This window comes from Pseudomonas azerbaijanoccidentalis (assembly GCF_019145495.1).
Classification (GTDB): Bacteria; Pseudomonadota; Gammaproteobacteria; order Pseudomonadales; family Pseudomonadaceae; genus Aquipseudomonas; species Aquipseudomonas azerbaijanoccidentalis.
Genome location: NZ_JAHSTU010000003.1, coordinates 542,473 through 567,980, shown reverse-complemented (window position 1 = coordinate 567,980; position 25,508 = coordinate 542,473). Strand labels below are relative to the sequence as shown.

Annotated in this window: 26 protein-coding genes; 12 read left to right on the top strand and 14 right to left on the bottom strand. The window is 60.2% G+C overall.

Going from position 1 to position 25,508, the window contains the following annotated elements; translation table 11 throughout:
- Positions 1 to 129 precede the first annotated feature (129 nt).
- Genes KVG88_RS13315 through KVG88_RS13290 form a run of 6 tightly spaced genes read right to left on the bottom strand, consistent with a single transcriptional unit; the run spans position 130 to position 5,370 of the window.
- Positions 130 to 516 (bottom strand): steroid Delta-isomerase, encoded by a 387-nt coding sequence (locus KVG88_RS13315; protein WP_217871686.1) that lies wholly within the window; start codon positions 514 to 516, stop codon positions 130 to 132.
- Positions 517 to 1,719 (bottom strand): acetyl-CoA C-acyltransferase, encoded by a 1,203-nt coding sequence (locus KVG88_RS13310; protein ID WP_217871685.1) that lies wholly within the window; start codon positions 1,717 to 1,719, stop codon positions 517 to 519.
- 31 nt (positions 1,720 to 1,750) lie between these two features.
- Positions 1,751 to 2,209, bottom strand: a complete 459-nt coding sequence (locus KVG88_RS13305; protein WP_217871684.1) for a MaoC family dehydratase — start codon at positions 2,207 to 2,209, stop codon at positions 1,751 to 1,753.
- A gap of 2 nt (positions 2,210 to 2,211) precedes the next feature.
- Positions 2,212 to 2,994: an SDR family oxidoreductase gene (locus KVG88_RS13300; RefSeq protein WP_217871683.1), complete on the bottom strand. Its 783-nt coding sequence runs from the start codon at positions 2,992 to 2,994 to the stop codon at positions 2,212 to 2,214.
- A gap of 13 nt (positions 2,995 to 3,007) precedes the next feature.
- Positions 3,008 to 4,201: an acyl-CoA dehydrogenase family protein gene (locus KVG88_RS13295; protein ID WP_217871682.1), complete on the bottom strand. Its 1,194-nt coding sequence runs from the start codon at positions 4,199 to 4,201 to the stop codon at positions 3,008 to 3,010.
- Entirely contained in the window at positions 4,198 to 5,370 is a 1,173-nt protein-coding gene (locus KVG88_RS13290; RefSeq protein WP_217871681.1) for an acyl-CoA dehydrogenase family protein, read from the bottom strand. The genes KVG88_RS13295 and KVG88_RS13290 overlap by 4 nt, the downstream gene beginning before the upstream one ends.
- 172 nt (positions 5,371 to 5,542) lie before the next feature.
- On the opposite strand from KVG88_RS13290, the gene KVG88_RS13285 reads away from it, so the two are divergent.
- On the top strand, positions 5,543 to 6,190 hold the full coding sequence (locus KVG88_RS13285; protein WP_150705443.1) for a YceH family protein: 648 nt from the start codon (positions 5,543 to 5,545) through the stop codon (positions 6,188 to 6,190).
- 87 nt (positions 6,191 to 6,277) lie between these two features.
- Here KVG88_RS13285 and KVG88_RS13280 read toward each other — a convergent pair whose 3' ends face one another.
- Positions 6,278 to 7,096, bottom strand: a complete 819-nt coding sequence (locus KVG88_RS13280; RefSeq protein WP_217871680.1) for a shikimate 5-dehydrogenase — start codon at positions 7,094 to 7,096, stop codon at positions 6,278 to 6,280.
- Between the two features lie 244 nt (positions 7,097 to 7,340).
- Here KVG88_RS13280 and KVG88_RS13275 point away from each other — a divergent pair, with 244 nt between their 5' ends.
- The 3 genes from KVG88_RS13275 to KVG88_RS13265 all read left to right on the top strand — a co-directional run bounded on the left by KVG88_RS13275 (position 7,341) and on the right by KVG88_RS13265 (position 8,434).
- Entirely contained in the window at positions 7,341 to 7,706 is a 366-nt protein-coding gene (locus tag KVG88_RS13275; protein WP_150705441.1) for a hypothetical protein, read from the top strand.
- A 226-nt stretch (positions 7,707 to 7,932) separates the two neighbouring features.
- Positions 7,933 to 8,127 (top strand): hypothetical protein, encoded by a 195-nt coding sequence (locus KVG88_RS13270; RefSeq protein WP_034149937.1) that lies wholly within the window; start codon positions 7,933 to 7,935, stop codon positions 8,125 to 8,127.
- Between the two features lie 115 nt (positions 8,128 to 8,242).
- Positions 8,243 to 8,434, top strand: coding sequence for a hypothetical protein (locus KVG88_RS13265; RefSeq protein ID WP_150705424.1), 192 nt, complete (start codon positions 8,243 to 8,245; stop codon positions 8,432 to 8,434).
- On the opposite strand, the gene KVG88_RS13260 is transcribed toward KVG88_RS13265, so the two are convergent.
- Entirely contained in the window at positions 8,431 to 9,492 is a 1,062-nt protein-coding gene (locus KVG88_RS13260; RefSeq protein ID WP_150705425.1) for an AI-2E family transporter, read from the bottom strand. The genes KVG88_RS13265 and KVG88_RS13260 overlap by 4 nt on opposite strands.
- 162 nt (positions 9,493 to 9,654) lie before the next feature.
- Between KVG88_RS13260 and trhP the strand changes: the two genes are divergently transcribed.
- Positions 9,655 to 10,980, top strand: coding sequence for a prephenate-dependent tRNA uridine(34) hydroxylase TrhP (gene trhP, locus KVG88_RS13255; RefSeq protein ID WP_217871679.1), 1,326 nt, complete (start codon positions 9,655 to 9,657; stop codon positions 10,978 to 10,980).
- A 97-nt stretch (positions 10,981 to 11,077) separates the two neighbouring features.
- Here the strand turns inward: trhP and KVG88_RS13250 are convergent, their stop codons facing one another.
- On the bottom strand, positions 11,078 to 11,941 hold the full coding sequence (locus tag KVG88_RS13250) for a LysR family transcriptional regulator (RefSeq protein ID WP_150705427.1): 864 nt from the start codon (positions 11,939 to 11,941) through the stop codon (positions 11,078 to 11,080).
- Positions 11,942 to 12,036: 95 nt separating this feature from the next.
- Between KVG88_RS13250 and KVG88_RS13245 the strand changes: the two genes are divergently transcribed.
- Positions 12,037 to 12,936, top strand: coding sequence for a DMT family transporter (locus KVG88_RS13245; RefSeq protein ID WP_217871678.1), 900 nt, complete (start codon positions 12,037 to 12,039; stop codon positions 12,934 to 12,936).
- Positions 12,937 to 13,066: 130 nt separating this feature from the next.
- Here KVG88_RS13245 and KVG88_RS13240 read toward each other — a convergent pair whose 3' ends face one another.
- Complete coding sequence (locus KVG88_RS13240) at positions 13,067 to 13,777, bottom strand: FadR/GntR family transcriptional regulator (RefSeq protein WP_150705429.1); 711 nt, start codon at positions 13,775 to 13,777, stop codon at positions 13,067 to 13,069.
- 279 nt (positions 13,778 to 14,056) lie between these two features.
- Between KVG88_RS13240 and KVG88_RS13235 the strand changes: the two genes are divergently transcribed.
- The 3 genes from KVG88_RS13235 (at position 14,057) to ampC (ending at position 18,022) form a co-directional block, all read left to right on the top strand.
- Positions 14,057 to 15,403 carry an MFS transporter gene (locus tag KVG88_RS13235; protein ID WP_217871677.1) on the top strand — a complete coding sequence of 449 codons (1,347 nt, stop codon included), beginning with the start codon at positions 14,057 to 14,059 and terminating at the stop codon, positions 15,401 to 15,403.
- 12 nt (positions 15,404 to 15,415) lie between these two features.
- Complete coding sequence (gene gudD, locus KVG88_RS13230; protein WP_217871676.1) at positions 15,416 to 16,759, top strand: glucarate dehydratase; 1,344 nt, start codon at positions 15,416 to 15,418, stop codon at positions 16,757 to 16,759.
- 120 nt (positions 16,760 to 16,879) lie between these two features.
- A complete protein-coding gene (ampC, locus tag KVG88_RS13225; protein ID WP_217871675.1) occupies positions 16,880 to 18,022 on the top strand; it encodes a class C beta-lactamase in 1,143 nt (380 codons plus the stop codon).
- A gap of 144 nt (positions 18,023 to 18,166) precedes the next feature.
- On the opposite strand, the gene KVG88_RS13220 is transcribed toward ampC, so the two are convergent.
- From KVG88_RS13220 to KVG88_RS13210, 3 genes are all read right to left on the bottom strand, one after another.
- Positions 18,167 to 18,721, bottom strand: coding sequence for a DUF4174 domain-containing protein (locus KVG88_RS13220; protein WP_150705433.1), 555 nt, complete (start codon positions 18,719 to 18,721; stop codon positions 18,167 to 18,169).
- 283 nt (positions 18,722 to 19,004) lie between these two features.
- On the bottom strand, positions 19,005 to 19,790 hold the full coding sequence (locus KVG88_RS13215; protein ID WP_150705434.1) for a sulfite exporter TauE/SafE family protein: 786 nt from the start codon (positions 19,788 to 19,790) through the stop codon (positions 19,005 to 19,007).
- Positions 19,791 to 20,001: 211 nt separating this feature from the next.
- Complete coding sequence (locus tag KVG88_RS13210) at positions 20,002 to 20,739, bottom strand: hypothetical protein (protein ID WP_150705435.1); 738 nt, start codon at positions 20,737 to 20,739, stop codon at positions 20,002 to 20,004.
- A gap of 282 nt (positions 20,740 to 21,021) precedes the next feature.
- On the opposite strand from KVG88_RS13210, the gene KVG88_RS13205 reads away from it, so the two are divergent.
- Entirely contained in the window at positions 21,022 to 21,843 is an 822-nt protein-coding gene (locus tag KVG88_RS13205) for an aldo/keto reductase (protein ID WP_217871674.1), read from the top strand.
- Positions 21,844 to 21,870: 27 nt separating this feature from the next.
- Entirely contained in the window at positions 21,871 to 22,341 is a 471-nt protein-coding gene (locus KVG88_RS13200; protein WP_150705437.1) for a DUF1810 domain-containing protein, read from the top strand.
- Here the strand turns inward: KVG88_RS13200 and KVG88_RS13195 are convergent.
- The gene (locus KVG88_RS13195) at positions 22,306 to 24,666 is read right to left on the bottom strand and encodes a DNA polymerase II (RefSeq protein WP_217871673.1); all 2,361 of its coding nucleotides are present in this window, start codon (positions 24,664 to 24,666) and stop codon (positions 22,306 to 22,308) included. The two genes, KVG88_RS13200 and KVG88_RS13195, sit on opposite strands and share 36 nt — an antisense overlap.
- Before the next feature lie 348 nt (positions 24,667 to 25,014).
- On the opposite strand from KVG88_RS13195, the gene KVG88_RS13190 reads away from it, so the two are divergent.
- Positions 25,015 to 25,455 (top strand): CBS domain-containing protein, encoded by a 441-nt coding sequence (locus KVG88_RS13190; protein ID WP_150703234.1) that lies wholly within the window; start codon positions 25,015 to 25,017, stop codon positions 25,453 to 25,455.
- The last annotated feature ends 53 nt before the right edge of the window (positions 25,456 to 25,508 follow it).

Below are 25,508 nucleotides of genomic sequence, written 5' to 3'. Positions count from 1 at the left end.
GAGCCTGCGAGGCTGCGTTCGGCGGCGAAGCCGTCGTCGAACGGTGCAATGCGTAGTGCCAGTCAAACCGCGTGCATAGACATTGCGAGGACTGCGTCCTCGAACGCAGCCTCGCAGGCTCGGCAGCTGCTACGAGGGATTGGCGATGATGTTTATTTCGCTCCAAAAAGCCTTCATCGAGCGGATCTTGCCTTCGGCGTCGAACTCCATCACGTCGATCACATGCAGCGAACACGGTTGCCCGCCCCATTCCATGTCGACCCGGAACGGCATCGCCCCGCAGCCGTTCGAGGTGGCGCGTACTGGGCCGGTTTGGGTCGCCGAGACTTTCATCGCACCCAGGCCCTGGCGGTAGAAACGGCCGATGGCGTCGATGCCTTGCAAGGGTGCCTGGCCGACCGGGTCTTCGACGGTCGCGTCCTCGGCGTAGAGCGCGAGGATGGCGTTAATGTCGCCGGCATCCACCAGCTCCACGTAATGCGCCATGGTCGCCTGAATCCGTTGTGCGTCGATCATTCAGACCACCTCGAACAAAGCAGCAGCGCCCATGCCGCCACCGATGCACATGCTCACCACCACGTAACGCAAACCGCGGCGCTGACCTTCGATCAATGCATGGCCGACCATCCGCGCACCGGACATGCCGAATGGATGGCCAATGGAAATCGCCCCGCCGTTGACGTTCAAACGCTCTGCCGGAATGCCCAAGGTGTCGCGGCAATACAGCACCTGACAGGCGAACGCTTCGTTCAATTCCCAGAGACCGATGTGGTCCATGGTCAGGCCGTTACGCTTGAGCAGTTTCGGAATGGCATACACCGGACCGATGCCCATCTCGTCGCTATTGCAGCCGGCGACGGCCATGCCGCGATAAATCCCCAGCGGTTCGAGGCCCCGTTTTTCAGCGAGTTTGGCACTCATCAACACCGAGGCCGAAGCGCCGTCGGACAACTGTGAGGCATTGCCGGCGGTGATGAAGCGGCCCTTGTCGCTCCACTGACCGCCCGACCACACCGGCTCCAGTGCACTCAGGCTTTCAAGGGTAGTGTCGACGCGGTTGCACTCGTCGCGTTGCAAGGTGACGAGTTCGTAACGGGTTTCGCCGCTGGACTTGTCGAAGATCGCCTGGCGGCTGGTCAGTGCTGCCAGCTCACGGTCGAAGCGTCCGTCACGCTGGGCCTGAGCGGTGCGCATCTGGCTCTGATAGCTGTATTCGTCCTGTTCTTCACGGGAAATACCATAGCGTGCCGAGACGATTTCGGCGGTTTCGATCATCGGGATGTAGGCGTGTGGATCGAGCTCGATCACCGAACTCGACTGGTTGCGGTAGAGATTCTTGTGTTTGTTCTGCACCAGGGAAATCGATTCCAGTCCACCGGCCACAGCGATGTCGATCTCGTCGCACATGATGCCTTTGGCGGCCATGGCGATGCTCATCAGGCCCGACGAACACTGACGCTCGACGGCCATGCCGGCAACGGAAGTCGGCAAGCCACCGGCAATCGCGCACAGGCGTCCGAGGTTGTAGGACTGGGTGCCCTGCTGCGCCGCGGCGCCGATGATCACGTCGTCCACTTCGCCCGGCTCGATGCCAGCACGACGCACGGCTTCGCGCACCACGTGGCCGCCCAGTTGCGGCGCTTCGGTGTCGTTGAATGCGCCGCGAAAGGCTTTGCCGATCGGGGTGCGGGCGGTGGAAACGATGACGGCTTCTTTCATGCTGGATTCCTCGAAAATTCTGCAGACTGATTCAGGCGGGGTAATAGCGGCTGATGGTGTCGACCACGCAGCCGGGGCGTTCCTCGCCCTCGATCACGACGCTGACGCGGATGGTCGCCTGCACGCCACCCTTCACTTCCTCGACCGCGATCAATTGCGCGCTGCCGCGCACTCGCGAACCGACGCGCACCACCGAGGGAAACCGCACGCGCTCACAGCCGTAATTGACACCCATGGCCAGGCCACGGACTTCGACGATTTGCGGCAGGAACAAATTGACCAGCGACAGGCTCAGGTAGCCATGGGCGATGCAGATACCAAACGGGCCGCTGGCTGCCTTGACCGGGTCGACGTGGATCCACTGGTGATCACCGGTGGCATCGGCAAACAGATTGATCCGGTCCTGATCCAGCAGCAGCCAATCGCTGACACCGAGCGCCTGGCCCACAGCGTCGAACAAGGCCATCGGTGTGTCGAAAATACGTGGCATGGTCACGCCCTCTGGCTCGACACCGACAACACTTCGCCGGTCATGTAGGAGCTGTAGTCGCTGGCCAAAAACATCATCACGTTGGCCACTTCCCACACCTCCGCGGCACGGCCAAAGGCTTCGTTGGCAGCCAGTTGATCGAGCACGGCTTGAGGTGCGGATTTGCGCAGGAAATCGTGCAGGGCAATGCTCGGGCTGACTGCGTTGATGCGGATGCCGTAGTCGGCGGCCTCGACCGCTGCGCAACGGGTCAGCGCCATCACGCCAGCCTTGGCGGCGGCGTAGTGCGCCTGCTCTTTCTGCGCACGCCAACCGAGGACCGAGGCGTTGTTGACGATGACACCGGCACGTCGCTCCATCATCTTCGGCAGCATGGCGCGGGTCATGCGCATGGTGCCGGTGAGCGTCACGTCGATGACCCGATTCCACTCTTCGTCGGCCATGTCCACCAGCAACCGCGAGCCGCCAAGCCCGGCGTTGTTGATCAGCACATCGACGCCTTGCAGGTCACGCTCGGCGCAGATGATCAGCTGTTGCACCTGGGCTTCGTCGGCGACGTTGCAGACCTGGCCGAACACCTGTTGCAGCCCGGTGGTTTCGCGGATTTTCAGCACCGCTTCGGCCAACCGGCCTTCGTGGATATCGCTGATCATCAGCGCGCGACAGCCTTCTTCGGCGGCGCGCACGGCGGCGGAAAAACCGATCCCGGCACCCGCCGCTGCGGTAATCAGTACCGACTTGCCGCGCAACAGGCCGCGACCTTCAACATATTGAGGTACAGACATGAACTCTCTCCTTTCAGGTGCGCGGGCGCGGCTCTTTGGGCATGCCCAAGGCACGCTCGGCGATGATGTTGCGCTGGATTTCGTTGCTGCCGCCGTAGAGCGTGTCGGCGCGGCTGAACAGGTACAGCGACTGCAATCGAGTCAGTTGATAAGGCGCGGCTTCGAGCAATTCCGCTTCGGCGCCGAGGACATCCATCGCCAACTTGCCGAGGCTGGCGTGCCAGGTCGACCAGAACAGCTTGTAGATGGTCGCCTCTTTGCGCAGTGAACCGTCCTGGCTACCGGAGAGCATGCGCAGCGAGTTGTAGCGCATGATCCGCAGTCCGCTCCAGGCCTCGGCCAGGCGCTGCCGCAGGATCGGGTCGCGGTCGGCGCCATTGGCCTTGGCGATCGCGATGATTTCGTTGAGTTCGTTCTGGAACTGCATCTGCTGGCCGAGGGTCGAGACACCGCGCTCGAAACCGAGCAGCGCCATGGCAATCTTCCAGCCTTCGCCCGGCGCACCAATGATGTTGGCCGCGTCGGTGCGGGCATCGTCGAAGAACACTTCGTTGAATTCCGACGTGCCGGTCAGTTGCTCGATCGGTCGTACGGTGATTTCCGCTTGGGCCATCGGCACCAGCAGGAACGACAAACCGCGATGGCCGACGCTGCCCGGTTCCGTGCGGGCAATGACAAAGCACCAGTCCGACTCGTGGGCCAGGGAGGTCCAGACTTTCTGGCCATTGATCAGCCATTGACCGGTTGCTTCATCCAGCGTGGCGCGAGTCTTGACGTTAGCCAGATCGGAACCGGCACTCGGCTCTGAATAGCCTTGGCACCAGAACGACGTACCACTGACGATCCCCGGCAAAAAGCGCTGTTGCTGCTCGACCGTGCCGAACGCAGCGATGGTCGGCCCGGCCAGGCCTTCGCCGATGTGGCCCATGCGACCAGGGCCACCGGCGCGGGCGTATTCTTCGTTGAAGATCACTTGCTGGGTGATCGACAGGCCGCGTCCGCCATGCTCCGGCGCCCAGCCGACGCAGGTCCAGCCACCTTCGGCGAGCTTGCGTTCCCAGGCTTTGCGCTCCTCGGGAAACATGTGCTCGTCGCCCGGGCCGCCGCGAAAGCGCAAGGCTTCGAACTCGCCGCAGAGGTTGGCGCTCATCCAGTCGGCGACTTCCCGACGGAAGCATTCATCCTGCTCGCTGAAACTGATTTTCATGGCTGCTCTCCCAGAATCACCGAAGCAATGCGCTCGCGATGCCAGGCCGGTAGCCCGAGGAAACTCTCGCTGGCGCGAGCGCGCTTGAAGTAGAGGTGCGGGTCGTATTCCCAGGTGAAACCGACACCGCCATGCAACTGGATCGATTCGGATGCGCAGTGGAAATAGGTTTCCGAGCACTGCGCCTTGGCCAACGCGGCGGCGAGCGGCAGTTCGGCAGCGACTTGCGCATCGCCCTGCGGATCAAGAATCTCCTGGGCCACGCATGCCGCGTAGTAACTGGCTGAACGGGCGCATTCGACTTGCAGCATCATGTCGGCGGCGCGGTGTTTGAGGGCCTGGAAACTGGCGATGGGGCGACCGAACTGCTGGCGTTCCTGCATGTACGCCACGCTCAAGTCGAGCACTTGCTGCGCGCCACCGGTTTGCTCGGCGGCGAGGCCGATGCAGGCCAGTTGCAGAACTTTCTCCAGTTGCGCCCAGCCTTGGCCGAACTCCCCGAGCAACGCATCGGCTTCAAGGTACAAGCCCTTGAGCTGAATCCGTGCCTGGCGTCGGGTCTGGTCCATGGTCGGCAACATCTGCCGCTCGATGCCCGCCCGCACGGCGTTCACGGCAAACAGGCTGATGCCCGTCTCTGCGGTGGTTCCGGGTTGGCGGGCGGCGATGATCAACAGGTCGGCGCCATGGCCGTCGAGCACATGCTTGAGGGTGCCGTCGAGGACAAACCCGTCGCCTTCGGCCACCACCGTTGCCTGCACATCGTCCGCTGACCAGCCATTGGCGCTGCTGAAACCCAGGGTCGCGGTGACGCTGCCGTCGGCAATCGACGGCAACCAGCGCAGTTTTTGCTCATCATTGGCGGCCAATAACAACGCGGGTGTGGCCATGCAGGCGGTGGCGAAAAACGGCGAGCACAGCAACCGCCGGCCCATCTGTTCCAGCAGGATCGCCAGTTCGACAAAGCCCAGGCCAAGACCGCCATAGGCTTCGGGAATATGAATGGCCGGCCAGTACATCTCCTGGCACAGCCGCTGCCACAGGGCTTCATCGAACCCCCGCTCGCTGACCATCGCCGCGCGCACGGCGGCCGAATCCGAAACGTCGGCGAGGAAGCCCTCAGCCGATTCGCGGATCATTTCCTGTTCGTCGCTGAATGCAAACTCCATCGCGGCGCCTTCTGCTCGTTTGGCGGGGCGCGCGTGGCGCAACACCCCTTTGAGCATGAAGTTTGGCGCCGGCCGGTGGCGGCAGAATCGTTAGCCTTGCCTAGTCCGAACGGGCGATGTCAAAGTGCACTTACGCACGTGAAAAACATGAATCAGCTAAGGATGCAGAACCATGAGCATTGAGCAAGAAACAACGTTCGACGAGCCACGGCTCAACAGCACGGAAATCCGCATTCTCGGTTCGTTGATCGAAAAGCAGGCCACCAGCCCGGAAACCTATCCGCTGACGCTCAATGCCCTGGTGATTGCCTGCAACCAGAAAACCAGCCGCGAGCCGGTGATGAATCTCACTCCTGGTCAGGTTGGGCAGAGTTTGCGTGCACTGGAAGGACGTGGTTTCACCAAACTGGTGATGGGCAGTCGTGCCGATCGCTGGGAGCACAAGGTCGACAAGGCGCTGGAACTGGTGCCGGCGCAGGTGATTCTGACGGGGCTGATGTTTTTGCGCGGCCCGCAGACGGTCAACGAATTGCTGACCCGCAGCGGGCGCATGCATGAGTTTGAAGATGCCGAACAGGTGGTGCATCAGCTGGAGCGGTTGATTGCGCGCGGGCTGGCGGTGTTGATTGGGCGACAGGCCGGGCAGCGTGAGGACCGCTATACCCATGCAATGGGTGATCCGGCGGATATTGAAGCGATCCTGGCGGCACGGCAAAACCCGTCTGAACGAGGTGCCGGCAGCGGTGTTTCGGTGGAACGTATCGAAGAGCTGGAAGCGCGGATTGCGGCGCTGGAAGAACGCTTGGCGCGCCTCGAATAAAACACACTGCCCGTAGCAGCTGTCGAGCTGGCTCGGCAGCTGCTACAGATCCAATAATCCGCCCATCCTGTTTCTGGCTACCTGGCTTTAGCTGCGGGCAAATGCCACCGCTTTCTGAAACTGCTCTTCCGTCGGCCGCACGCCGGTGTACAGCACAAATTGCTCCAGCGCCTGGATCGCGATGACTTCCAGGCCGGTAATGACTTTCTTGCCCTCGGCACGCCCTAGCACGATCAGCGGCGTTTCCGACGGAATCGCCACCACATCAAAGACGATGTCCGCCGCTTTGACCACGACGGTATCGAACGCCAATTGCCCGGCCTCAGGCCCGCCATCCATGCCCACCGGGGTCACATTCACCAGCATCTGCGGGCGTCGGGCGCCAAGTTCCGCTTGCCATTCGTAACCCAGGGAGTCGGCCAATGTCCGGCCGGCACGCTCGTTTCGGGCCACGATCACGCCGTTTTTGTAGCCGCCGTCGCGCAAGGCGCTGGCCACGGCTTTGCCCATGCCGCCGCTGCCGCGCAGGGCAAACGTGGTGTCTTTGGGCACAGCGTGGGTTTCCAGCAATTGGGCAATGGCAATGTAATCGGTGTTGTAGGCCTTGAGATGTCCATCGGTGTTGACGATGGTGTTGATCGATTGAATGGCCGCGGCCGATGCATCCAGTTCATCGACTAGCGCAATGCAGGCTTCCTTGAATGGCATGGAGACCCCGCAACCACGGATGCCCAAAGCGCGGATACCGCCCACGGCGCCCGGCAAATCCTGACTGCTGAACGCCTTGTAGTAGAAATTCAGCCCCAGTTGTTCATACAGATGATTGTGAAATCGCAAGCCAAAGTTCCCCGGACGCCCGGAGAGCGACATGCACAGCTTGGTATCTCGATTGGGGTTCATCTGCATGTGTATCTCCTTCTAACGCACTTTCAGATGGACGGGATTAGCCAGCCCATGGGTTCTGATCAATGATATTCGCGTACCTGCCGACGGCTTCGAATGACCGTAAGCAAACCGGTACAGACCTTACACAAAATTTACCCAGCGGCTGTGCTGATTTTCAAAAAAACGCTGTCTTAGAAGTATCCCCGCGACAATCCTTGAGTCTATTGCAGACGCAAGCGCCGGGTCGAAGAACCGAGGAACTATCATGATCCGTAAAATCCCCACAATCGCCCTGCTGATCGGCGCGCTCGCTCTCACAGGTCAGGCGCAAGCCCATGGTGGTGGCAACGACGCGGCGGTATTTGGAGCGATCGTCGGTACGGCCATCGTTGGCTCGGCTCTGATCAACGCCAACCGGCCCGTCTACGTAGCGCCGCAACCGGTCTACGCGCAGCCGGCACCGGTTTATTACGCGCCGCCACCGCCACCGGTTTATTACCAGCCGGCGCCGGTCTACGTGCAACAGCCGATCTACTACCGCCCGGCACCGGTCTACTACGGCCCCCCTCGCGGCTATTACGGTCCGCCGCGTGGCTACTACGGCCCTCCCCACGGTTATGGCCGTTGGTGAGTTTTTTCATCAAGGCCCCGCCCGACAGCGGGGCTTTTTTATGGCCGTCTGTCGGCGAAGGTCTGGATAAATCTCGCCAAGGTCGCTCTCGGAACAGTATCTACGCTTGAAGTTGGCAAGATTGACTCGCCCTACCGTATGTCAAACGGTCATATTTATGTCACGTCAGGTCCGCAAGCTTGGGCCTGTCCGCCCACTACAGGTTAATAACAACAAGGACGACCCCATGCCAACGCAAAATCCGCATCGCATTGTCGGCCTGTGCACCTCCAGCAAGGTGTACAACGCACTGACTGAGCTCAAGCACCTGGAAGGCCATCGCAGCGCCAAGTTCCTTTCGCTGCTGACGCAAAACCTGGTGCGCAAAGGCCTGCTCAACGAGCAGGAAGTGGTGCACATGCTCGATCAGGTGGTCGACTGACCGACAGACGGTCAAATGGCCTCAACAGCATCAATGACCACTATCGAAAACGGTGATTGTCGGAAATTTGGCCCGCCCCGTAAGGTAGCTCCATAGATTGATGGAGGTACTTATGATGTCCCAGGTTCAGATCATGTCCGTTATTGGCAGCGCCGTTCCCGCCCCGCTCAGAGCGCTAGGCATGCTCGCCTGCTGGTATCTGGTCCAGGATGGCGAACAAATCAGCGGCCCGCTCACTTCACTTCCCGACGCCAAGGCCTTGTCGCAGCAGATCAGCGCCGGTCAGCTGGGCAAACTTAACGCCTAAGGCAACTGCACCCGGGGTTTGGTTTCGATGAATATTGCCCAGCTCGACATGAACAACGCGGCAATCAACGGGCCGATGACAAAGCCGTTCAAGCCGAAAATCGCCAGGCCACCCAACGTCGAAATCAGGATCATGTAGTCGGGCATCTTGGTGTCCTTGCCCACCAGGATCGGGCGCAGCACGTTATCCACAAGACCAATCACGAATACACCGAACAAGGCCAGGGTCACCCCTTGCCAGATCGCCCCGGTAAACAGGAAGAACGCCGCCACCGGCGCCCAGATAATTCCCGCCCCCACTGCCGGCAACAGTGACAGAAACGCCATCAGCACCGCCCAGATCAATGCACTGGGGATATCCAGAAACCAGAAAATCAAACCGCCCAACGCGCCCTGCGTGATCGCCACCACCAGGTTGCCCTTCACGGTGGCTCGTACCACCCGGTTGAACTTGAGTTGCAAACGACGCTTCTGGTTTTCCTCCAGCGGCACGGCCATGCGCACCTTGCGCGCAAGCTCCGCACCGTCGCGCAGGAAGAAAAACAGCAAGTACATCATGATGAAAAAACTGACAATGAACTCGAATGTCCCCTGACCAAAACTGAACGCCTGGGTGGCGACGAACTCATTGCCGGTCATCGCGCTCTTGATGATTTTCTCCCGCAGCCCGTTCAACTCGCCCATGCCGAAGCGGTCGAGCAAGTGCTGGAGGTACGACGGCAGGCTGTGCTTGAACTGCGCCACATACCCCGCGATGTCCAACTCGCCACTTTCGATATTCCTGTAGACCGCGGTCCCCTCCTGGACGAGGAAGATGCTCAGGATGATCACCGGCAGAATCGCAATCAACAGGCAGATGCTCAGGGTGAGCAGCGAAATAAGGTTGCGCTGCCAGCCGAGCTTCAATTGCAGTCGACGTTGCAGAGGAGCAAACAGGATCCCGAGGATCACTGCCCAGAACACGGCGCCGTAAAACGGCAGCAGAATCCAGATGAACGCAATGCTGACCAGTGCCAACAGAATCGCCAGCGATTTGTCTTTCAGGGTTTCTTCGTTCATATCCGTTCCATGCCAGTCTGCCTGGACGCAACGGTGCGTCCTGATGCTTAGGCCGCCACGGCTCGCACGAGTGCCATCCGTTAGTGAATAAAGCATAGATCCAGATCAATAAACCCTCGGGCCAAGACGTTTACCCTGCGCGGCTTTTGCGATCGACTCCCCATGAACCTCATTGCTCCGCAACTGCTCGCCCCCGCCGGCACCCTGAAAAACATGCGTTATGCCTTCGCCTACGGCGCCGATGCGGTGTACGCCGGCCAACCACGCTACAGCTTGCGGGTGCGCAACAACGAATTCGATCACGCCCACCTGGCCATCGGCATTCGCGAAGCACAGGCGCAGGGCAAGCGTTTTTACGTGGTAGTGAACATCGCGCCGCACAACGCCAAGCTCAAGACCTTCCTCAAGGACTTGGCGCCCATCATCGCCATGGCGCCAGACGCGCTGATCATGTCCGACCCCGGCCTGATCATGCTGGTGCGCCGACACTACCCGCAGATGCCGATTCATCTCTCGGTTCAGGCCAACACGGTCAACTGGGCCAGTGTCGAGTTTTGGCAGCAGCAGGGCTTGAGCCGGATCATCCTGTCGCGGGAATTGTCCCTGGAGGAAATCGGTGAAATTCGCCAACAGGTTCCGGCCATGGAGCTGGAGGTGTTCGTGCATGGTGCGCTGTGCATGGCCTATTCCGGGCGCTGCCTGCTGTCGGGCTACATGAACAAGCGTGACGCCAATCAGGGCAGCTGCACCAACGCCTGCCGCTGGAAGTACTCGGCGCAACCGGCCACGGAAAACCTCCTCGGGGAGATCGTCCAGCACGTTGAGCCTCAACCGACATTGGGCATCGGCGCACCCACCGAACAGCTGTTCCTGCTGCAGGAAGCCAATCGTCCCGACGAACAGATGCCCGCCTTCGAAGACGAACACGGCACTTACATCATGAACGCCAAAGACCTGCGTGCCGTGCAGCATGTCGAGCGCCTGACACAGATGGGCGTGCATTCATTGAAAATCGAAGGCCGGACCAAATCACACTTCTATTGCGCGCGAACCACCCAGGTTTACCGCCGGGCCATCGACGATGCCGTGGCTGGCCGGGCGTTCGACCGCGGCTTGATGACCGACCTGGAATCCCTCGCCCAGCGCGGTTACACCGAAGGCTTTTTGCGACGGCATGTGCATGACGAATACCAGAATTATCAGAACGGCAGCTCGGTGTCGGAACGCCAGCAATTTGTTGGCGAACTGACTGGCGAACGGCGAGATCGGTTGGCCGAGGTGAAAGTGAAAAACCGATTTGCCCTGGGCGACCACATGGAATTGATGACGCCCAAGGGCAACTTTCACTTTGATTTGCACCAGTTGCAGAACAGCAAAGGCGAGCCCATCGAAGTGGCGCCCGGCGATGGGCACACGGTGTACTTGCCGATTCCGGACGCGGTGGACCTCAGCTACGGTCTGCTGATGCGCGATATCAGCGCACCGTAATCGCGCTGTAGGAGCTGCCGAAGGCTGCGATCTTTTGATTTTGCTTTTTAAGATCAAAAGATCGCAGCCTTCGGCAGCTCCTACACAGGTGGAATGCCTAAGCAAATTCCTCGCGCAGCATCGCCACGAACGCTTCCCGCGCCGGATGAACTCCGGCGTTTTCATGCCAGTAGAACAGGCTCTCGATGGCGGTCAGTTCAGGAAACTCAAACGCCACGCACCCGGCACCCTTGGCGTATTGATCGAAAACCCCTTTAGTCACCAGCGCCACGCCGGCCCCGGCGCTGACGCAACCGACAATTGCGCCATAGCTGGCCAGGCTGACAATCGGCAACGACAATCCGTTGCGCAATAACCAATGTTCCATCGCCGCACGGTAGGGGCAGCCTTGCGGCCAAAGGAACATGGTCTTGTCGTGCAGGTCCGCTACGTCGCGCAGCGGTCCGAGGGAGGTTGAGGCGATCACCAGCAACTCTTCTCGGTACATCGGCGTGCGCTTGAGCTGCGAGCGTTCGACGTCGACCGCGACAATTGCACCGTCGAGCTTGTGATTGAACGTGTCGTCGAGCAACTGGGCCCAAGTGCCGGTGGTCAGTTCCAGCGCCACCTGCGGGAAACGCTTGTGGAATTTCGCCAGCAAACGCGGCAAGCGCCCGGTGGCAGAAGACTCGATAGCACCAATACGCAGCGGCCCGGACGGCTCAGCCGAAGGGTCCACCGCGCGTTTGGCCTCGGCGGTGAGGGCCAGAATTTTCGAGGCGTAGGCCAGAAACGTCTGGCCCGAGGGGCTGATGCGCAAACCGCGCCCTTCACGCATGAACAACGCAACGCCCAACTCCGCCTCCAGCGACTTGATCCGTGCGGTGATGTTGGACGGCACGCAATGCAGCAGTTCAGCGGCACGGGCGATGCTGCCCACCTCGGCAACGGTCTTGAACATGCGAATCTGCGCCAGCTCCATACATCACCCAAAGTGAACGTTTCGCGCATTATAAGTCAGTTGTGGAGAATGATCCGGATTCTGATACTCGGGGCATCTCCCACCGGTGCACGACCATGAATCCGCTCACGCCCTCCCCTTTGAAAATCATTCTGGCCATGGCGTTTGTCGTGGTCTGTTGGGGTTATTCCCCGACCGGTATCCACATCGGTTTGTTGGCCTACGATCCGGTGCACCTGGCGCTGCTGCGCTTTCTGATCGCGTCGGTGTTCATGGCCGTGGTCGCGGTGGTACGGGGCATTCATTTGCCGAAACTGCGGGATCTGCCGCTGTTGTTCGCGCTGGGTTTCTTTGCGGTGAGCCTGCATCACGTATCGATCAATTTCGGTCAACAAGGCGTCAGCGCTGGCGCATCGAGTGTACTGGCGCAGACCACGCCACTGTTCAGCACGTTGCTGGCGCGCTTTGTGTTCAAGGATCGGGTGAGCGTCTGGCGTTGGGGTTGCGTGATGCTGGGATTGGTCGGCGTGGTGATTGTGGTGGCGGGTGATCATGGTTTCGGCAGCATCGATGCCCATGGTTTGCTGATCCTGTTGGCGGCGCTGTCCTGGAGTCTCTACTTCGGCCTGCAAAAGCATCACACCGGTCGTTACGACGGCCTGACATTGGTGTGTTACACGGTCTGGTCAGGGACCGCACTGCTGTTGATTTTCCTGCCGGGGCTGGCGGATCAGGTGGTCAATGCGCCGCTGCGCGTGCAGTGGGCGGTGTTTGCCTTGGGGATTTTTCCGAGTGCGCTGGCGTATCTGGCCTGGGCCTATGTGTTGGCCCACGTGGACCTGAGCCGGGCGACGATGACGCTGTATCTGGTGCCGCCGACGGCGATGCTGATTGCTTCTTTTGCGCTCGGCGAGAGACCGACGCTGATGGTGGGAGTGGGGGCGGTGGTGGTGTTGATCAGTGTGTTGGCGTTGAACCTGGAGCGCAGATCGGTGGTTCAGGTAGCGCGGGCTTGATCGACGATTTGTGTTGAAACGTCTGACGCCATCGCGGGCGAGCCCGCTCCCACAGGGTCCTATGGTGTTCATGGAATCCTTGTGGGAGCGGGCTTGCCCGCGATGAACGATCACTCGGTATCGCTGACCCTCAGCTAGGCGAAAACCGGTCCCGGCTGTTGGTCAAATGCAACCACATTGCCGCCCGCGCCGCGTCCGGGTCCTGGCGCTTGATGGCGTTGAGGATCGCCTCGTGTTCAAGATTGGCCAGTTGCCCAAGCTTGCTCAAATCCACCGCCCCGCGCTCTGCCGCGTTGACCCGGGTTCGCGGGATCATGGCGCTGCCAAGGTGCTGCATGATTTCGCTGAAACACACATTGCCGGTGGCTTCGGCAATCAGCAGATGAAAGCGCCGATCGGCCTCGACGCAACTGTCATTGTTGGCCAACAGATTCTGATAATCGTCGAGCGCTTCGCGCATCTGCGCCAGTTGCTGATCGGTGCGGCGCATCGCGGCCAGCGCCGCCGCCTGGGTTTCCAGACCCATGCGCAATTCCAGAATGCTGCGCACACCCAACGCGGTATCGACATTGAGCCGCAACCCCTGCTCCGGCGCACGCTCCAGCACAAACGTGCCGATGCCGTGACGTGTTTCCACCAGCCCCGAAGCCTGCAACTTCGAAATCGCCTCGCGCACCACCGTGCGACTGACGCCGTGCTCCTGAACAATGCTGTTCTCGGAGGGCAACTTGTCGCCGGGTACCATCTGCCCGAGCAGGATGCTCTGGGTCAACTTGGCCACCAGGTCGTGGGCCAGATTGTGGCTGCGCTTGCGGGCAGGTGCGTCGAGGTCTTCTTGCATGGCGGCGTCCGAAAAACATGGCTGTCGAATCGTAGCATCGCGTTTGTCGGGAATCGCCAGAAAAATCGCAGTCAACTTGTATGACAACACTCAACAAAATCAGCTTTTTAGCCTCGAATACAGCTTTCAAAAATCAATAGAAGAATACCAACTCCGAAAATAATCGCCATTTTGTTGGGTTAACCCTGTTGCAGGACGAAAAAACCTAGTTGTATGATGTCTATCAACAACGCAGCACCGTCACACCCCGCATAAAAATAACGAGTGGGAGAAAACGCAGTGAATACATCCATCTCCGGGATGAACGACGACGCCAGTTCCGTGCTGAAGTCCGCCATCTCCAAAGTCAAACGTCACGTCCTGCCGCTGTTCGTCATCATGTTCATCGTCAATTACATTGACCGCGTGAACATCGGCTTCGTCCGCGCCCACATGGAACACGACCTGGGCATCGGCGCTGCCGCCTACGGCCTCGGGGCCGGTCTGTTCTTCATTGGTTACGCACTGTTCGAAGTGCCCTCCAACATCCTTCTGCAAAAAGTCGGCGCACGTATCTGGCTGACCCGCATCATGCTGACCTGGGGCCTTGTCGCTGCCGGCATGGCATTCATTCAGAACGAAACTCACTTCTACATCCTGCGATTTCTGCTGGGCGTTGCAGAAGCCGGGTTCTTTCCCGGGGTGATCTACTACTTCACCCGCTGGTTGCCCGGCGTGGAGCGCGGCAAGGCGATCGCGATTTTCCTGAGTGGCTCGGCGATTGCCTCGCTGATCTCCGGCCCGCTGTCCGGCCTGCTCCTGCAAATCAGCGGCCTGGGCATGCACGGCTGGCAATGGATGTACTTCATCGAGGGCATGTTCTCGGTGGGCCTGTGCGCCTTCGTCTGGTTCTGGCTGGATTCCAAACCCCACGACGCCAAATGGCTGACCCGCGATGAACAAGACGCGTTGGTCAAGGCCATCGACGACGAACAACTGGCCCGCGAAGCCGCGACGCCGATCAAACCGTCGCTGGGCAAACTGCTCAAGGACCGCCAGATCATCCTGTTCTGCGTGATCTACTTCTTCATCCAGCTGACCATCTACGCCGCCACCTTCTGGCTGCCGAGCATCATCAAGAAGATGGGCGACCTCAGCGACTTCCAGGTCGGTATGTTCAACTCGATTCCGTGGTTGCTGTCGATCATCGGCATGTACGCCTTCGCGTCGCTGTCGGCTAAATGGAAACACCAGCAAGCCTGGGTTGCCGTCGCGTTGTTGATCGCTGCGGCCGGGATGTTCATGTCCACCACGGGCGGGCCGATCTTCGCGTTCGTGGCGATCTGCTTTGCGGCGCTGGGCTTCAAATCGGCATCTTCACTGTTCTGGCCGATTCCCCAGGCCTATCTCGATGCACGCATCGCTGCGGGTGTCATCGCGTTGATCAACTCGGTGGGCAACCTCGGTGGCTTCGTCGCGCCGACCACCTTCGGCCTGCTTGAAGAGCGCACCGGTTCGATTCAGGGCGGGCTGTATGGCCTGGCCGCGACCTCGATCATCGCTGCAATCATCGTCTTCGCCGCACGCAATAAACCGAAAACCATACCCGCCACCGCCTCGGCCGAAGCCGCGCCACGTCACGCCTGAAAGGACAAAAAAATGATCGCACAAGACACCGCCAAAGCCCCGATCATCACCAGCATGCAAGTTGTTCCGGTGGCCGGTCACGATGGCATGCTGCTCAACCTGAGCGGCGCCCACGGCCCGTTTTTCACCCGCAACATCGTCATCCTCAAGGACAACGCCGGCCACACCGGCGTCGGCGAAGTGCCCGGTGGCGAGCGCATTCGCCAGACCCTTGAAGACGCACGCAGCCTGGTGGTCGGCAGCCCGATCGGCACTTATCAGAAGATTCTCAACCAGGTTCGCCAGACCTTCGCCGACCGCGATGCCGGTGGCCGTGGTTTGCAGACCTTCGACCTGCGCATCACCATTCACGCAGTGACTGGCCTGGAAGCCGCGCTGCTCGATTTGCTCGGTCAGCATCTGGATGTACCGGTGGCGGCCCTGCTCGGTGAAGGCCAGCAGCGCGATGAAGTAAAAATGCTCGGCTATCTGTTTTATGTCGGTGACCGCAACGAAACTGACCTCGCCTACCGCAGCGAACCGGAGGCCGACAACGACTGGTTCCGCGTGCGGCACGAGAAAGCCATGACCGCCGATGCCGTGGTGCGCCTGGCTGAGGCGGCTCACGCCAAATATGGCTTCAAGGACTTCAAGCTCAAGGGCGGCGTGCTCAGTGGCGATGCCGAAATCGAAGCGGTCACGGCCCTCGCCGAGCGCTTCCCCGATGCGCGCATCACCCTCGACCCGAACGGTGCCTGGTCGTTGAAGGAAGCAATCCGTTTGTGCCGCGATCAGCACAACGTTCTGGCTTACGCCGAAGACCCGTGCGGCGCGGAAAACGGTTACTCGGGCCGCGAGGTCATGGCCGAGTTCCGCCGTGCCACGGGCCTGAAAACCGCGACCAACATGATCGCCACCGACTGGCGGGAAATGGGCCACGCGATCCAGTTGCAGTCGGTCGACATTCCCCTGGCCGACCCGCACTTCTGGACCATGCAAGGCTCGGTGCGCGTGGCGCAGATGTGCCACGAATGGGGCCTGACCTGGGGTTCGCACTCCAACAACCACTTCGACATTTCCCTGGCGATGTTCACCCACGTTGCGGCGGCTGCACCGGGCGAGATCACCGCCATCGACACCCACTGGATCTGGCAGGACGGCCAGCGCCTGACCAAGGCGCCGCTGCAAATCGTCGACGGTTGCGTGCAGGTCCCGCAGAAACCTGGACTGGGCGTCGAGCTGGACATGGATCAAGTGAATAAGGCCCACGAACTGTACAAAGGCATGGGCCTGGGCGCGCGCGACGACAGCGTGGCCATGCAGTTTTTGATTCCGGGCTGGAAGTTCGATAACAAGCGGCCGTGCCTGGTGCGTTGATTCACCGTTAGTGCGCCCATCGTCATAAACCCGAGCCACCCATCAACGGCTCGGGTTTAACGATCGGGGTTTTACCGCCTAGAATGGCGCGCACCTGAATCAACTACGGACAACATCAACATGGATCGCCTGAAAACGCTCGCGGTTTGCCTGGGACTGCTGACCGCAGGCCAGTGCGTCGCACAGGATCCCATCGAGTCGGTGGTGAATGCCGCTGTTAAACCGGTCCTGCAGAAAGAAGGCATTGCCGGAATGGCCGTGGCCGTCACCGTCAACGGCAAACAGCACTTCTTCAACTACGGCGTGGCGTCGAAAGAAACCGCCAAACCGGTCACCGAAAACACCCTGTTCGAGATCGGCTCGGTCAGCAAAACCTACACCGCCACCCTCGCCGCCTACGCCCAGGCCAGCGGCAAACTGTCCTTGTCCGACAAGGCCAGTCACATCCTGCCAGCCTTGCGCGGCAGCGCCTTCGACAACATCAGCGTCTTGCAACTCGGCACCTACAGTGCTGGGGGCTTGCCTCTGCAATTCCCTGCTGAATTCGATTCACCCGACAAAATGCTCAGCTACTACCAGCAATGGAAACCACTCTTCCCTGCCGGTAGCCATCGACTGTATTCGAACCCCAGCCTTGGCTTGTTCGGCTACCTGGCCGCGCACAGCCTGGGCCAGCCATTCGATGAAGCGATGACAAACACTCTGCTGCCCAAACTTGGCCTGAAACACACTTACCTGAAAGTGCCGCAGGACCAAATGGGGCTTTATGCCCAAGGCTACAACAAGGACGATAAACCGGTGCGAGTCGGGCCGGGGGCGCTGGACGCCGAAGCGTACGGGGTGAAGACCAGTGCCACGGACCTGATCGCTTATGTCGAAGCAAACATGAAACCGTCACGCCTGGAAAAACCGTTGCAGCAGGCCATCGCCCTGACCCACAGCGGTTATTACACCGTCGACAACATGACCCAGGGCCTTGGGTGGGAGTTGTATCGCTACCCGATCACCCTCGATCAACTGCTGGCAGGCAACTCGACGCCCATGGCGATGGAGCCGCACAAGGTCCAGTGGCTGAACCCGCCACAGCCGCCAATGGAAAACCTGTTGATCAACAAAACCGGCTCCACCGGTGGGTTTGGGGCTTACGTCGCATTCGTGCCGTCCAAAGACATCGGCATCGTGATTCTGGCGAATAAGAATTATCCAAACGCCGAGCGAATCAAGATCGCCCATCACGTATTGAGTGCGCTTATCTCGCTGTAGCAGCTGCCGAGCCCGCGAGGCTGCGTCCGGCTGCGCAGCCGTCGCAATCCGACACATGCGGTGCGCCTGAAAGAATGGGGTTGCAGGTTTTACGACTGCTTCGCAGCCGGACGCAGCCTCGCGGGCTCGGCAGCTGCTACAGGATCAGTCGTCCGGCATTTCAGGGGGTTTGGTCGGTTTGGCCGGCTTGCTGCTTTTGGTGTTTTTGGCGCCTTTGGCGGCGGGTTCGGGTTCGGCGGCGGGGGTCGCCACAGTGGGCGCCGGGGTTTCTTTCTCGGCTGCCGGCAGTTGGTCGACGGCGGCGAAAATCTCTTCCAGCTTGACGGTGTCGGCTTGCTCGAATTTCTTTTCGCCGTCCTTGCCGACCAGGATCACCTTGGTCTTGGCGCCGGCCCCCAGCTTGAGCGAACGGATCAACGCGGCCGTGTCCTGCGGCCCCAGGTCTTTGCCTTCGCGCTGGCCCATCAGGTTGAGCACGGTGTACAGCACCATGTTGCGATCAGTGAAGCCCTTGCGATTGGCCGGTTCATCCAGCGACTTTTTCAGGCTGATCCACGTCGGATCAACCGTGCTCGGCGCAATGACAATCAGTGGCCGTGCCCTGCCCTTGTCCATGTCCAGCGGTGAGTCGCCATCAGCGGCGAACAGGGGGCCGGCGACAGCCAGCAGGGTAGCCAGGGTCAGTGACCTGATGAGCATGCGCATCTCCTTTTGATATCCACGCTCTAATGATTGCGCATCGCGGCGTTCGTTCCGGTGACGCTGGGCAAATATGCGTTGCCTTGACCCAAGCTTAGGTCAGGGTGGTCATTGCGCAACAGGCCGCAGGGATCTCAAACCATTACAAAGCGCTACCTGGAGGGGACAGCGCTTTCAGGAAATCAATGAAAATGCGGGGAGGACGGCGGGTGGCTTTCGATGACCCGGACGGGCATCGGCTGGAAATATTCACCCGCACTGGAATCTGGCTTGACGCGTTGAATCAGAACGCCAGTTTGTAACCGATCAGCACCAGCATCGTCGCCAGGCAAGGACGCAGCACTTCATCGGAGATGCGCCCGGTCAGGTGGCTGCCCAGGTAGATCCCCGGCAGCGAACCGACCAGCAAGAAACCCAGCACCTGCCAATCCATGTTGCCCATGCTCGCATGGCCCAGACCGGCGACCAGCGTCAACGGGACGGCGTGCGCGATCTCGGTACCGACCAGGCGGCGGGTCGGCAGCAGCGGGTAGAGGATGAACAGTGCCACCGTGCCCAGCGCGCCGGCGCCGATGGACGTCAGTGCGACCATGGTGCCAAGGACGAGGCCGGTGATGACGGTCAGCACATTGAGGCGCGGGCCGCTCGGGTTGTAGTTGCCGCCGGCGCGTTTGTGGGCGAAGTCGAGCAGACGCTTCTTGAACAGAATCGCCAGCGCCGTGGCGAACAAAACAAAGCCCAGGGCTTGCTTGATGATCGCGTTCATTGCGTCGGGGCTGGAATGCAACGTGCTGAGGAACCACAACGTCAGCATCACCGCCGGCACGCTGCCCAGGGTCAGCCAACCGGTAATCTTCCAATCGATGTTGTTGTTCTTCTTATGAACAAGCACGCCACTGGATTTGGTGATGGCCGCGTACAACAGATCAGTGCCGACGGCGGTTGCCGGGTTGATGCCAAACCAGAGCAGGATCGGGGTCATCAACGACCCGCCACCCACGCCCGTCATGCCGACGATGAAGCCGACGACCAACCCGGCTACAACCAACCCGATGTTCACTAAATCCATTGATACGTCCACATAGACTGCAGGGAAAATCTGGCCCGCAGCATAGCGACATTTGTTATAACCAGTTATATCGATACGATCTATCTTTATGCCTTAACGCACACCCCTGTAGGAGCTGTCGAGTGCAACGAGGCTGCGATCTTTGAACAGCAAGATCAAAAGCTCGCAGCCTTCGGCAGCGCCTACAGGGAGATGCAGTGGTGTGGAGGATTCACTGCACGGGCAGGAAATTCAGGAACAGCAGGCTCTGGGCATAATTCAGGCCGATGCGTCGGTAGCGCTCGTCGAGCATCTGCGTCAGCAGGTCCAGCCGCGCGACGATCTTGCCGAACTCCACGGCAAAACTCAGGTTACTGCCCTCCTCCGAAATTTCGTTGGAGAACAGCATGGGTTGGCCATCCTTGTTCTGCCGCTGGCTGAGGATCCAGGTGGCGATTTCGATGTTGCGCGCGGCGTTGCTGACGAACGTCGGGTTGATCGCGTCCGTCATGTAGAACTCCAGGCGATTGCCATGAGCGGTGACCAGCATGCTGCCGATGGCATAGATGAACGCCCCGACCCGGTCGCCGAGAAACTCCGGGCTCATGGCAAAGCGCAATGCCGCCAGGTCTTTTTTACCGCCCAGGGTGGGTAACGGCTGTTGCTGCTCGATGGCCATGCGCACTTGTTTGCCGGCGGTGCGGGCGTCAAGGAAGCCGGACTTTTTCAACTCTTCGGGATTACGCAGATACAGTTTGCTCATCAACAGGTAGAGGCTGTCGAGGTTGTCACGCATGGCCAGCGTGGCCATGCGATCGACGCTGGTTTGCAGAAATTCCTGGGGTTTTCCGTCGCGAATCTGGGTAAACAAATCGTTGCCGGGCTGGTGGCTGCAACCGCTGGCGCAAAGCAGCAACAGGCCGGCCAGCAGGCGAACGCGGATAAGGTTAAAGGGCAACACTCGAACCATAAGGGATTGGACTGGTACGTTCCTGTGCGGCGGGATTCGCCGCAACGGCTATGGATAGAGCCGGTCAATCGAAAAAAGTGCAGTGTCGGGGTTGGACAATCGATCACCGGCACTCCGGCTGCTTACCCCTGTAGGAGCTGTCCAGTGCAACGAGGCTGTGATCTTTTGATTTTATTTTCAAGATCAAAATCAAAGATCGCAGCCTTCGGCAGCGCCTACTAAAGGAACCCTGCAGCTATCCTGATGCCAACCACAGTAACGCAGCAAAAAAAGGAAACAGGCATGCGCACGCTACAACTGGCCGGCACCCACGTGCCCGTCATCGGTCAAGGCACCTGGCAAATGGGCGAAGACCACTCGCGACACAAGGAAGAAGTCACCGCACTGCGCCAAGGCATCGATTTGGGCATGACCCTGATCGACACCGCAGAGATGTACGCCGAAGGTGGTGCAGAGCAAGTGGTGGGCGAAGCCATCGCCGGCCAGCGCGACGAGGTTTTCCTGGTCAGCAAGGTTTACCCGCACAACGCCAGCCACAAAGGCGTCCCCGAAGCGTGCGAGCGTAGCCTGCGCAGGCTCAAGACCGATCATATCGATTTATACCTGCTGCACTGGCGCGGTCAGTATCCACTGGAAGAAACCGTCGACGCCTTCGAGCGCCTGTGCGAATCGGGCAAAATCGGCCGCTGGGGTGTGTCCAATTTCGACGTCGACGATCTACTCGAACTGGACAACACGGCCTGCGCCACCAATCAGGTGCTCTACAACCTGGAGGAACGCGGCATAGAATTTGATCTATTACCCTGGTGCCAACAACAGCGGATGCCGGTGATGGCCTACTGTCCCATCGGCCAGGGTGGAAAAATGCTCGCCAATGCCGCACTCAAGCAGGTAGCTGCCCGCCACGGCGTGACGCCTGCACAGGTGTCGCTGGCATGGCTGCTGCGCCAGGACGGCGTAATCGCGATCCCCAAGGCTGTGCGACCGGAACATGTGCGGCTCAACGCACAAGCGGCGCAGTTGCAACTGGACGCTGGGGACCTGGCGGCGCTGGACCAAGCGTTTCACGCGCCTAAACGCAAGCAGCGGCTGGCCATGGTCTGAGCCAGCGCGCTGTCAGAGGGCTTCGACATGAGAAGCACTGATCAACCGGACGATTTCAACCTGCAACGCTTTATCCAGGCGCAAGAGCCGGTGTTCGACCGGGTCCAGGCCGAACTGAGTGCCGGGCACAAACGCAGCCACTGGATGTGGTTCGTCTTTCCGCAGTTTGCCGGGCTCGGCGGCAGCGAGATGTCGCGTCATTTCGCGATTCGCTCCCGCGAAGAAGCGCAGGCTTACCTTGATCACCCCTTGCTGGGCGCGCGCTTGCGAATTTGCACCCAGGAGGTGCTGAACATCCAGCAACGTTCGGTGGCGTCGATTTTCGGTCACCCCGATGACCTGAAGTTTCATTCGTCGATGACCCTGTTCGCCCAGGTTGCAGCGCAAGGCAGTCCCTTTCACCAAGCCTTGAACCAGTTCTTCCACGGCATTCTGGATGACTGGACCTTATCGCTGCTGGACTCAAAACAGGCCCAGTTGCCCACCAATCAAGGTTGAGAAATCGTCATCGACAAACGGCAGGATCGCGTCCGCCACCGGCTGCAGTTGCCGGGTGATGTAGTGATCGTAATCGATGGGCGCGCTGCGGATCTCCAGCGGCTCTGGCCCGGCGACGGTGATCACGTAGCTGATCCAGCCACCGTTCTGGTACTGCCTTGGCCGCCCCTGCCGGTCGTTGTATTCGTCGGCGATACGCGCCGCCCGGACATGCGGCGGCACATTGCGCTGGTAGTCGTCGAGGGTGCGACGCAGGCGTTTGCGGTAGATCAGGCGATCATCGAATTCACCGGCCAGGGTCTTGCGCACGTAGTCGCGCACGTAGTCCTGATACGGCTTACGGAGGAAAATCATGGAATACAGCTCCTGCTGGAATTGCCGAGCCAGCAGTGACCAGTCGGTGCGCACGGTTTCCAGGCCTTTGTAGACCATCTCGTCCGTTCCGTCGGCACGGGTGACCAACCCCGCGTAACGCTTCTTGCTGCCCTCTTCTGCGCCGCGAATGGTCGGCATCAGAAAGCGTTTGTAATGGGTTTCGTACTGCAACTCCAGGGCGCTTTCCAGCCCGTACTCCTGCCGCACGTGTTCGCGCCACCACTGATTGACGTGGTCGACCAACGCCCGACCAATCTGCGCGGCTTCCTGTTGGCCGTGGGCGCGACGCAGCCAGACGAAAGTCGAGTCGGTGTCGCCGTAGATCACCGTGTGGCCCTGGGCTTCGATCAACTGGCGCGTGCGCAGCATGATTTCGTGGCCGCGCAAGGTGATGGAAGACGCCAGGCGCGTATCGAAAAAGCGGCAACCACTGGAGCCGAGCACGCCGTAGAAGGCGTTCATGATGATCTTCAGCGCCTGGGACAGCGGCGCATTGTGTTCGCGTTTGGCGGTTTCCCGGCCTTCGGCGACGCGTGCGACGATGGAGGGCAGGCAATGTCGGGTACGGGAAAATCGCGCCCCGCGAAACCCCGGCACCGAGTCGGCATCATCAGGATGCTTGAGCCCTTCGATCAGCCCCACCGGGTCAATCAGGAACGTGCGGATGATCGAGGGGTAAAGGCTTTTGTAATCGAACACCAGCACCGATTCGTACAGCCCCGGTTGCGAATCCATGACAAAACCACCAGGGCTGGCCTGCGCAGGCTTGCTGCCCAGATTCGGCGCCACAAATCCCTGGCGGTGCATCAACGGCATGTACAGGTGCGTGAACGCCGCCACCGAACCGCCCATGCGATCCGCCGGCAAACCGGTGACGCTGGCCCGCTCCAGCAGAAACGTCAGCAATTCGGTTTTGGCGAAAATCCGCGTGACCAGTTCGCAGTCCTTGAGGTTGTACTTGGCCAGCGCCGGTTTGTCCTCGGCGAACATGCGGTTGATTTCGTCCATGCGCTGGTACGGATTGTCGATGGACTTGCCTTCGCCCAGCAGGGTTTGCGCGACGTTCTCCAGGCTGAACGAGGGGAAGCTCCAGGTCGCCGAGCGCAGGGCTTCGATGCCGTCGATGATCAACCGGCCGGCGGCGGACGCGAAGTAATGATTGCCGTTGCCATGCTCGCGCCATTGCATTTCCTCGCCGCCGCGCCCCAGTCTCAGCGGCACCGCCAGACGCCGGGCGTGTTCGTGCAGCACCCGCATATCGAACTGCACGACGTTCCAGCCGATGATCGCGTCGGGGTCATGGCGAGCGAACCAGTCGTTGAGCTTTTTCAGCAGCAGCGTGCGCGACTCGCAGTATTCGAGCTGGAAGTCGACCTCGCTGTCGTCGCCATTGGGCGGGCCGAGCATGTACACCTGACGCTCGCCACAGCCTTCCAGGGCGATGGAATACAAATCTCCCTGCGCAGTGGTTTCGATGTCCAACGAGACCAGCCTCAGACTTGGTCGATAGCCCGGGTCGGGCTTCATCTGCGCATCGAGCAACAACCCGTCAGCGCCCGGTGTGCCGCCAAAGCGCACCGGCGCGGTGATGAAACGCTCCATCATGTAGCGTTCCGGTGGGCGCACGTCGGCCTCGAACACCTCAACGTCTGCTCTGCGCAACGCGGTTTCCAGGCGCATCAGTTGCCCATGCTGGCGGCAATACAGGCCGAGCACCGGTCGATGTTCGAAATCCAGCAGGGCCAGAGGTTTGAGTTCGACATGTTTCTCGTCGTGCAGCAGCGCCTCGACTCGCGCGCGTTGGCTGGCCGGCAGGAACGCCACCGACGTCTGATGAGGCAGGCGAATGCGCCGGGGACCGCTATCGGTCGCCAGCCAGAACTCGACTTCCGTACCCGCGGGGGTATCGCGCCAATGCCGGGTCAGGACGAAGCCCTGCGGTAAATCCACCACTGCAACCTCAAATCTGATTCAGGCGAATGATTCTACGCGTCATCGCCGACGATAGCGCCCGGATCCTTTGTAGCAGCTGCCGAGCCTGCGAGGCTGCGTCCGGCTGCGCAGCAGTCGCAAAACCGGCGAACGCGTTTTGCCTGACACACCACAGCGCCTGACTTAACGACTGCTGCGCAGCCGGACGCAGCCTCGCAGGCTCGGCAGCTGCTACAGAAAAGGGGGTGTTCTGGGGAAAAAACCGCCGAATGACGTTTTTTGAGTGTTATCTGCCGCTTTCGCCCTTGCCCTCAGCGCTTGGGTCTACGATTCTTCAAGAACAACGACAACACCCGAGAAACCACCATGAAAACCGTCGCCCAACTGCTCAAGTTGAAAGATCAGAAAAATCAGGAAGTGCACCAGATCAAACCGGATCATATGGTGCTCGAAGCGCTGATGAAGATGGCCGAGAAGAATGTCGGCGCCTTGCTGGTGGTGGAGAACGATGAAGTGCTGGGCATCATCAGTGAACGTGATTACGCACGCAAACTGGTGCTGCATGGCCGTTCTTCGGTGGGTACGCCCGTGCGTGACATCATGGTGTCGCCGGTGATCACCGTGAACACTCACCAGACGGTCGATACATGCCTGGGCATCATGTCCGACAAGCGCCTGCGTCACTTGCCGGTGGTGGAAGACGGCAAACTGATCGGGTTGCTGTCGATTGGCGACCTGGTCAAGGAAGCCATCGCCGAACAGGCTGAACTGATTCGGCAGCTGGAGCAGTACATTCGCGGCGAATGACACCGAATCTCCGCATGTCCCTGTAGGAGCAAGCCTGCTCGCTCCTACAGGGA

Excerpts from the sequence above, each read along its gene's own strand:
- KVG88_RS13265 (WP_150705424.1), top strand. The coding sequence starts at position 8,243 with ATGTCCCAGGTTCAGATCATGTCCGTTATTGGCAGCGCCGTTCCCGCC.
- KVG88_RS13305 (WP_217871684.1), bottom strand. The coding sequence starts at position 2,209 with ATGCCACGTATTTTCGACACACCGATGGCCTTGTTCGACGCTGTGGGC.
- KVG88_RS13240 (WP_150705429.1), bottom strand. The coding sequence starts at position 13,777 with ATGCAAGAAGACCTCGACGCACCTGCCCGCAAGCGCAGCCACAATCTG.
- KVG88_RS13310 (WP_217871685.1), bottom strand. The coding sequence starts at position 1,719 with ATGAAAGAAGCCGTCATCGTTTCCACCGCCCGCACCCCGATCGGCAAA.
- KVG88_RS13275 (WP_150705441.1), top strand. The coding sequence starts at position 7,341 with ATGATCCGTAAAATCCCCACAATCGCCCTGCTGATCGGCGCGCTCGCT.
- KVG88_RS13315 (WP_217871686.1), bottom strand. The coding sequence starts at position 516 with ATGATCGACGCACAACGGATTCAGGCGACCATGGCGCATTACGTGGAG.
- KVG88_RS13220 (WP_150705433.1), bottom strand. The coding sequence starts at position 18,721 with ATGCTCATCAGGTCACTGACCCTGGCTACCCTGCTGGCTGTCGCCGGC.
- KVG88_RS13285 (WP_150705443.1), top strand. The coding sequence starts at position 5,543 with ATGAGCATTGAGCAAGAAACAACGTTCGACGAGCCACGGCTCAACAGC.
- KVG88_RS13280 (WP_217871680.1), bottom strand. The coding sequence starts at position 7,096 with ATGCAGATGAACCCCAATCGAGATACCAAGCTGTGCATGTCGCTCTCC.
- KVG88_RS13245 (WP_217871678.1), top strand. The coding sequence starts at position 12,037 with ATGAATCCGCTCACGCCCTCCCCTTTGAAAATCATTCTGGCCATGGCG.
- gudD (WP_217871676.1), top strand. The coding sequence starts at position 15,416 with ATGATCGCACAAGACACCGCCAAAGCCCCGATCATCACCAGCATGCAA.
- KVG88_RS13260 (WP_150705425.1), bottom strand. The coding sequence starts at position 9,492 with ATGAACGAAGAAACCCTGAAAGACAAATCGCTGGCGATTCTGTTGGCA.
- KVG88_RS13205 (WP_217871674.1), top strand. The coding sequence starts at position 21,022 with ATGCGCACGCTACAACTGGCCGGCACCCACGTGCCCGTCATCGGTCAA.
- KVG88_RS13300 (WP_217871683.1), bottom strand. The coding sequence starts at position 2,994 with ATGTCTGTACCTCAATATGTTGAAGGTCGCGGCCTGTTGCGCGGCAAG.
- KVG88_RS13250 (WP_150705427.1), bottom strand. The coding sequence starts at position 11,941 with ATGGAGCTGGCGCAGATTCGCATGTTCAAGACCGTTGCCGAGGTGGGC.
- trhP (WP_217871679.1), top strand. The coding sequence starts at position 9,655 with ATGAACCTCATTGCTCCGCAACTGCTCGCCCCCGCCGGCACCCTGAAA.
- KVG88_RS13290 (WP_217871681.1), bottom strand. The coding sequence starts at position 5,370 with ATGGAGTTTGCATTCAGCGACGAACAGGAAATGATCCGCGAATCGGCT.
- KVG88_RS13270 (WP_034149937.1), top strand. The coding sequence starts at position 7,933 with ATGCCAACGCAAAATCCGCATCGCATTGTCGGCCTGTGCACCTCCAGC.
- KVG88_RS13190 (WP_150703234.1), top strand. The coding sequence starts at position 25,015 with ATGAAAACCGTCGCCCAACTGCTCAAGTTGAAAGATCAGAAAAATCAG.
- ampC (WP_217871675.1), top strand. The coding sequence starts at position 16,880 with ATGGATCGCCTGAAAACGCTCGCGGTTTGCCTGGGACTGCTGACCGCA.
- KVG88_RS13215 (WP_150705434.1), bottom strand. The coding sequence starts at position 19,790 with ATGGATTTAGTGAACATCGGGTTGGTTGTAGCCGGGTTGGTCGTCGGC.
- KVG88_RS13210 (WP_150705435.1), bottom strand. The coding sequence starts at position 20,739 with ATGGTTCGAGTGTTGCCCTTTAACCTTATCCGCGTTCGCCTGCTGGCC.
- KVG88_RS13200 (WP_150705437.1), top strand. The coding sequence starts at position 21,871 with ATGAGAAGCACTGATCAACCGGACGATTTCAACCTGCAACGCTTTATC.
- KVG88_RS13295 (WP_217871682.1), bottom strand. The coding sequence starts at position 4,201 with ATGAAAATCAGTTTCAGCGAGCAGGATGAATGCTTCCGTCGGGAAGTC.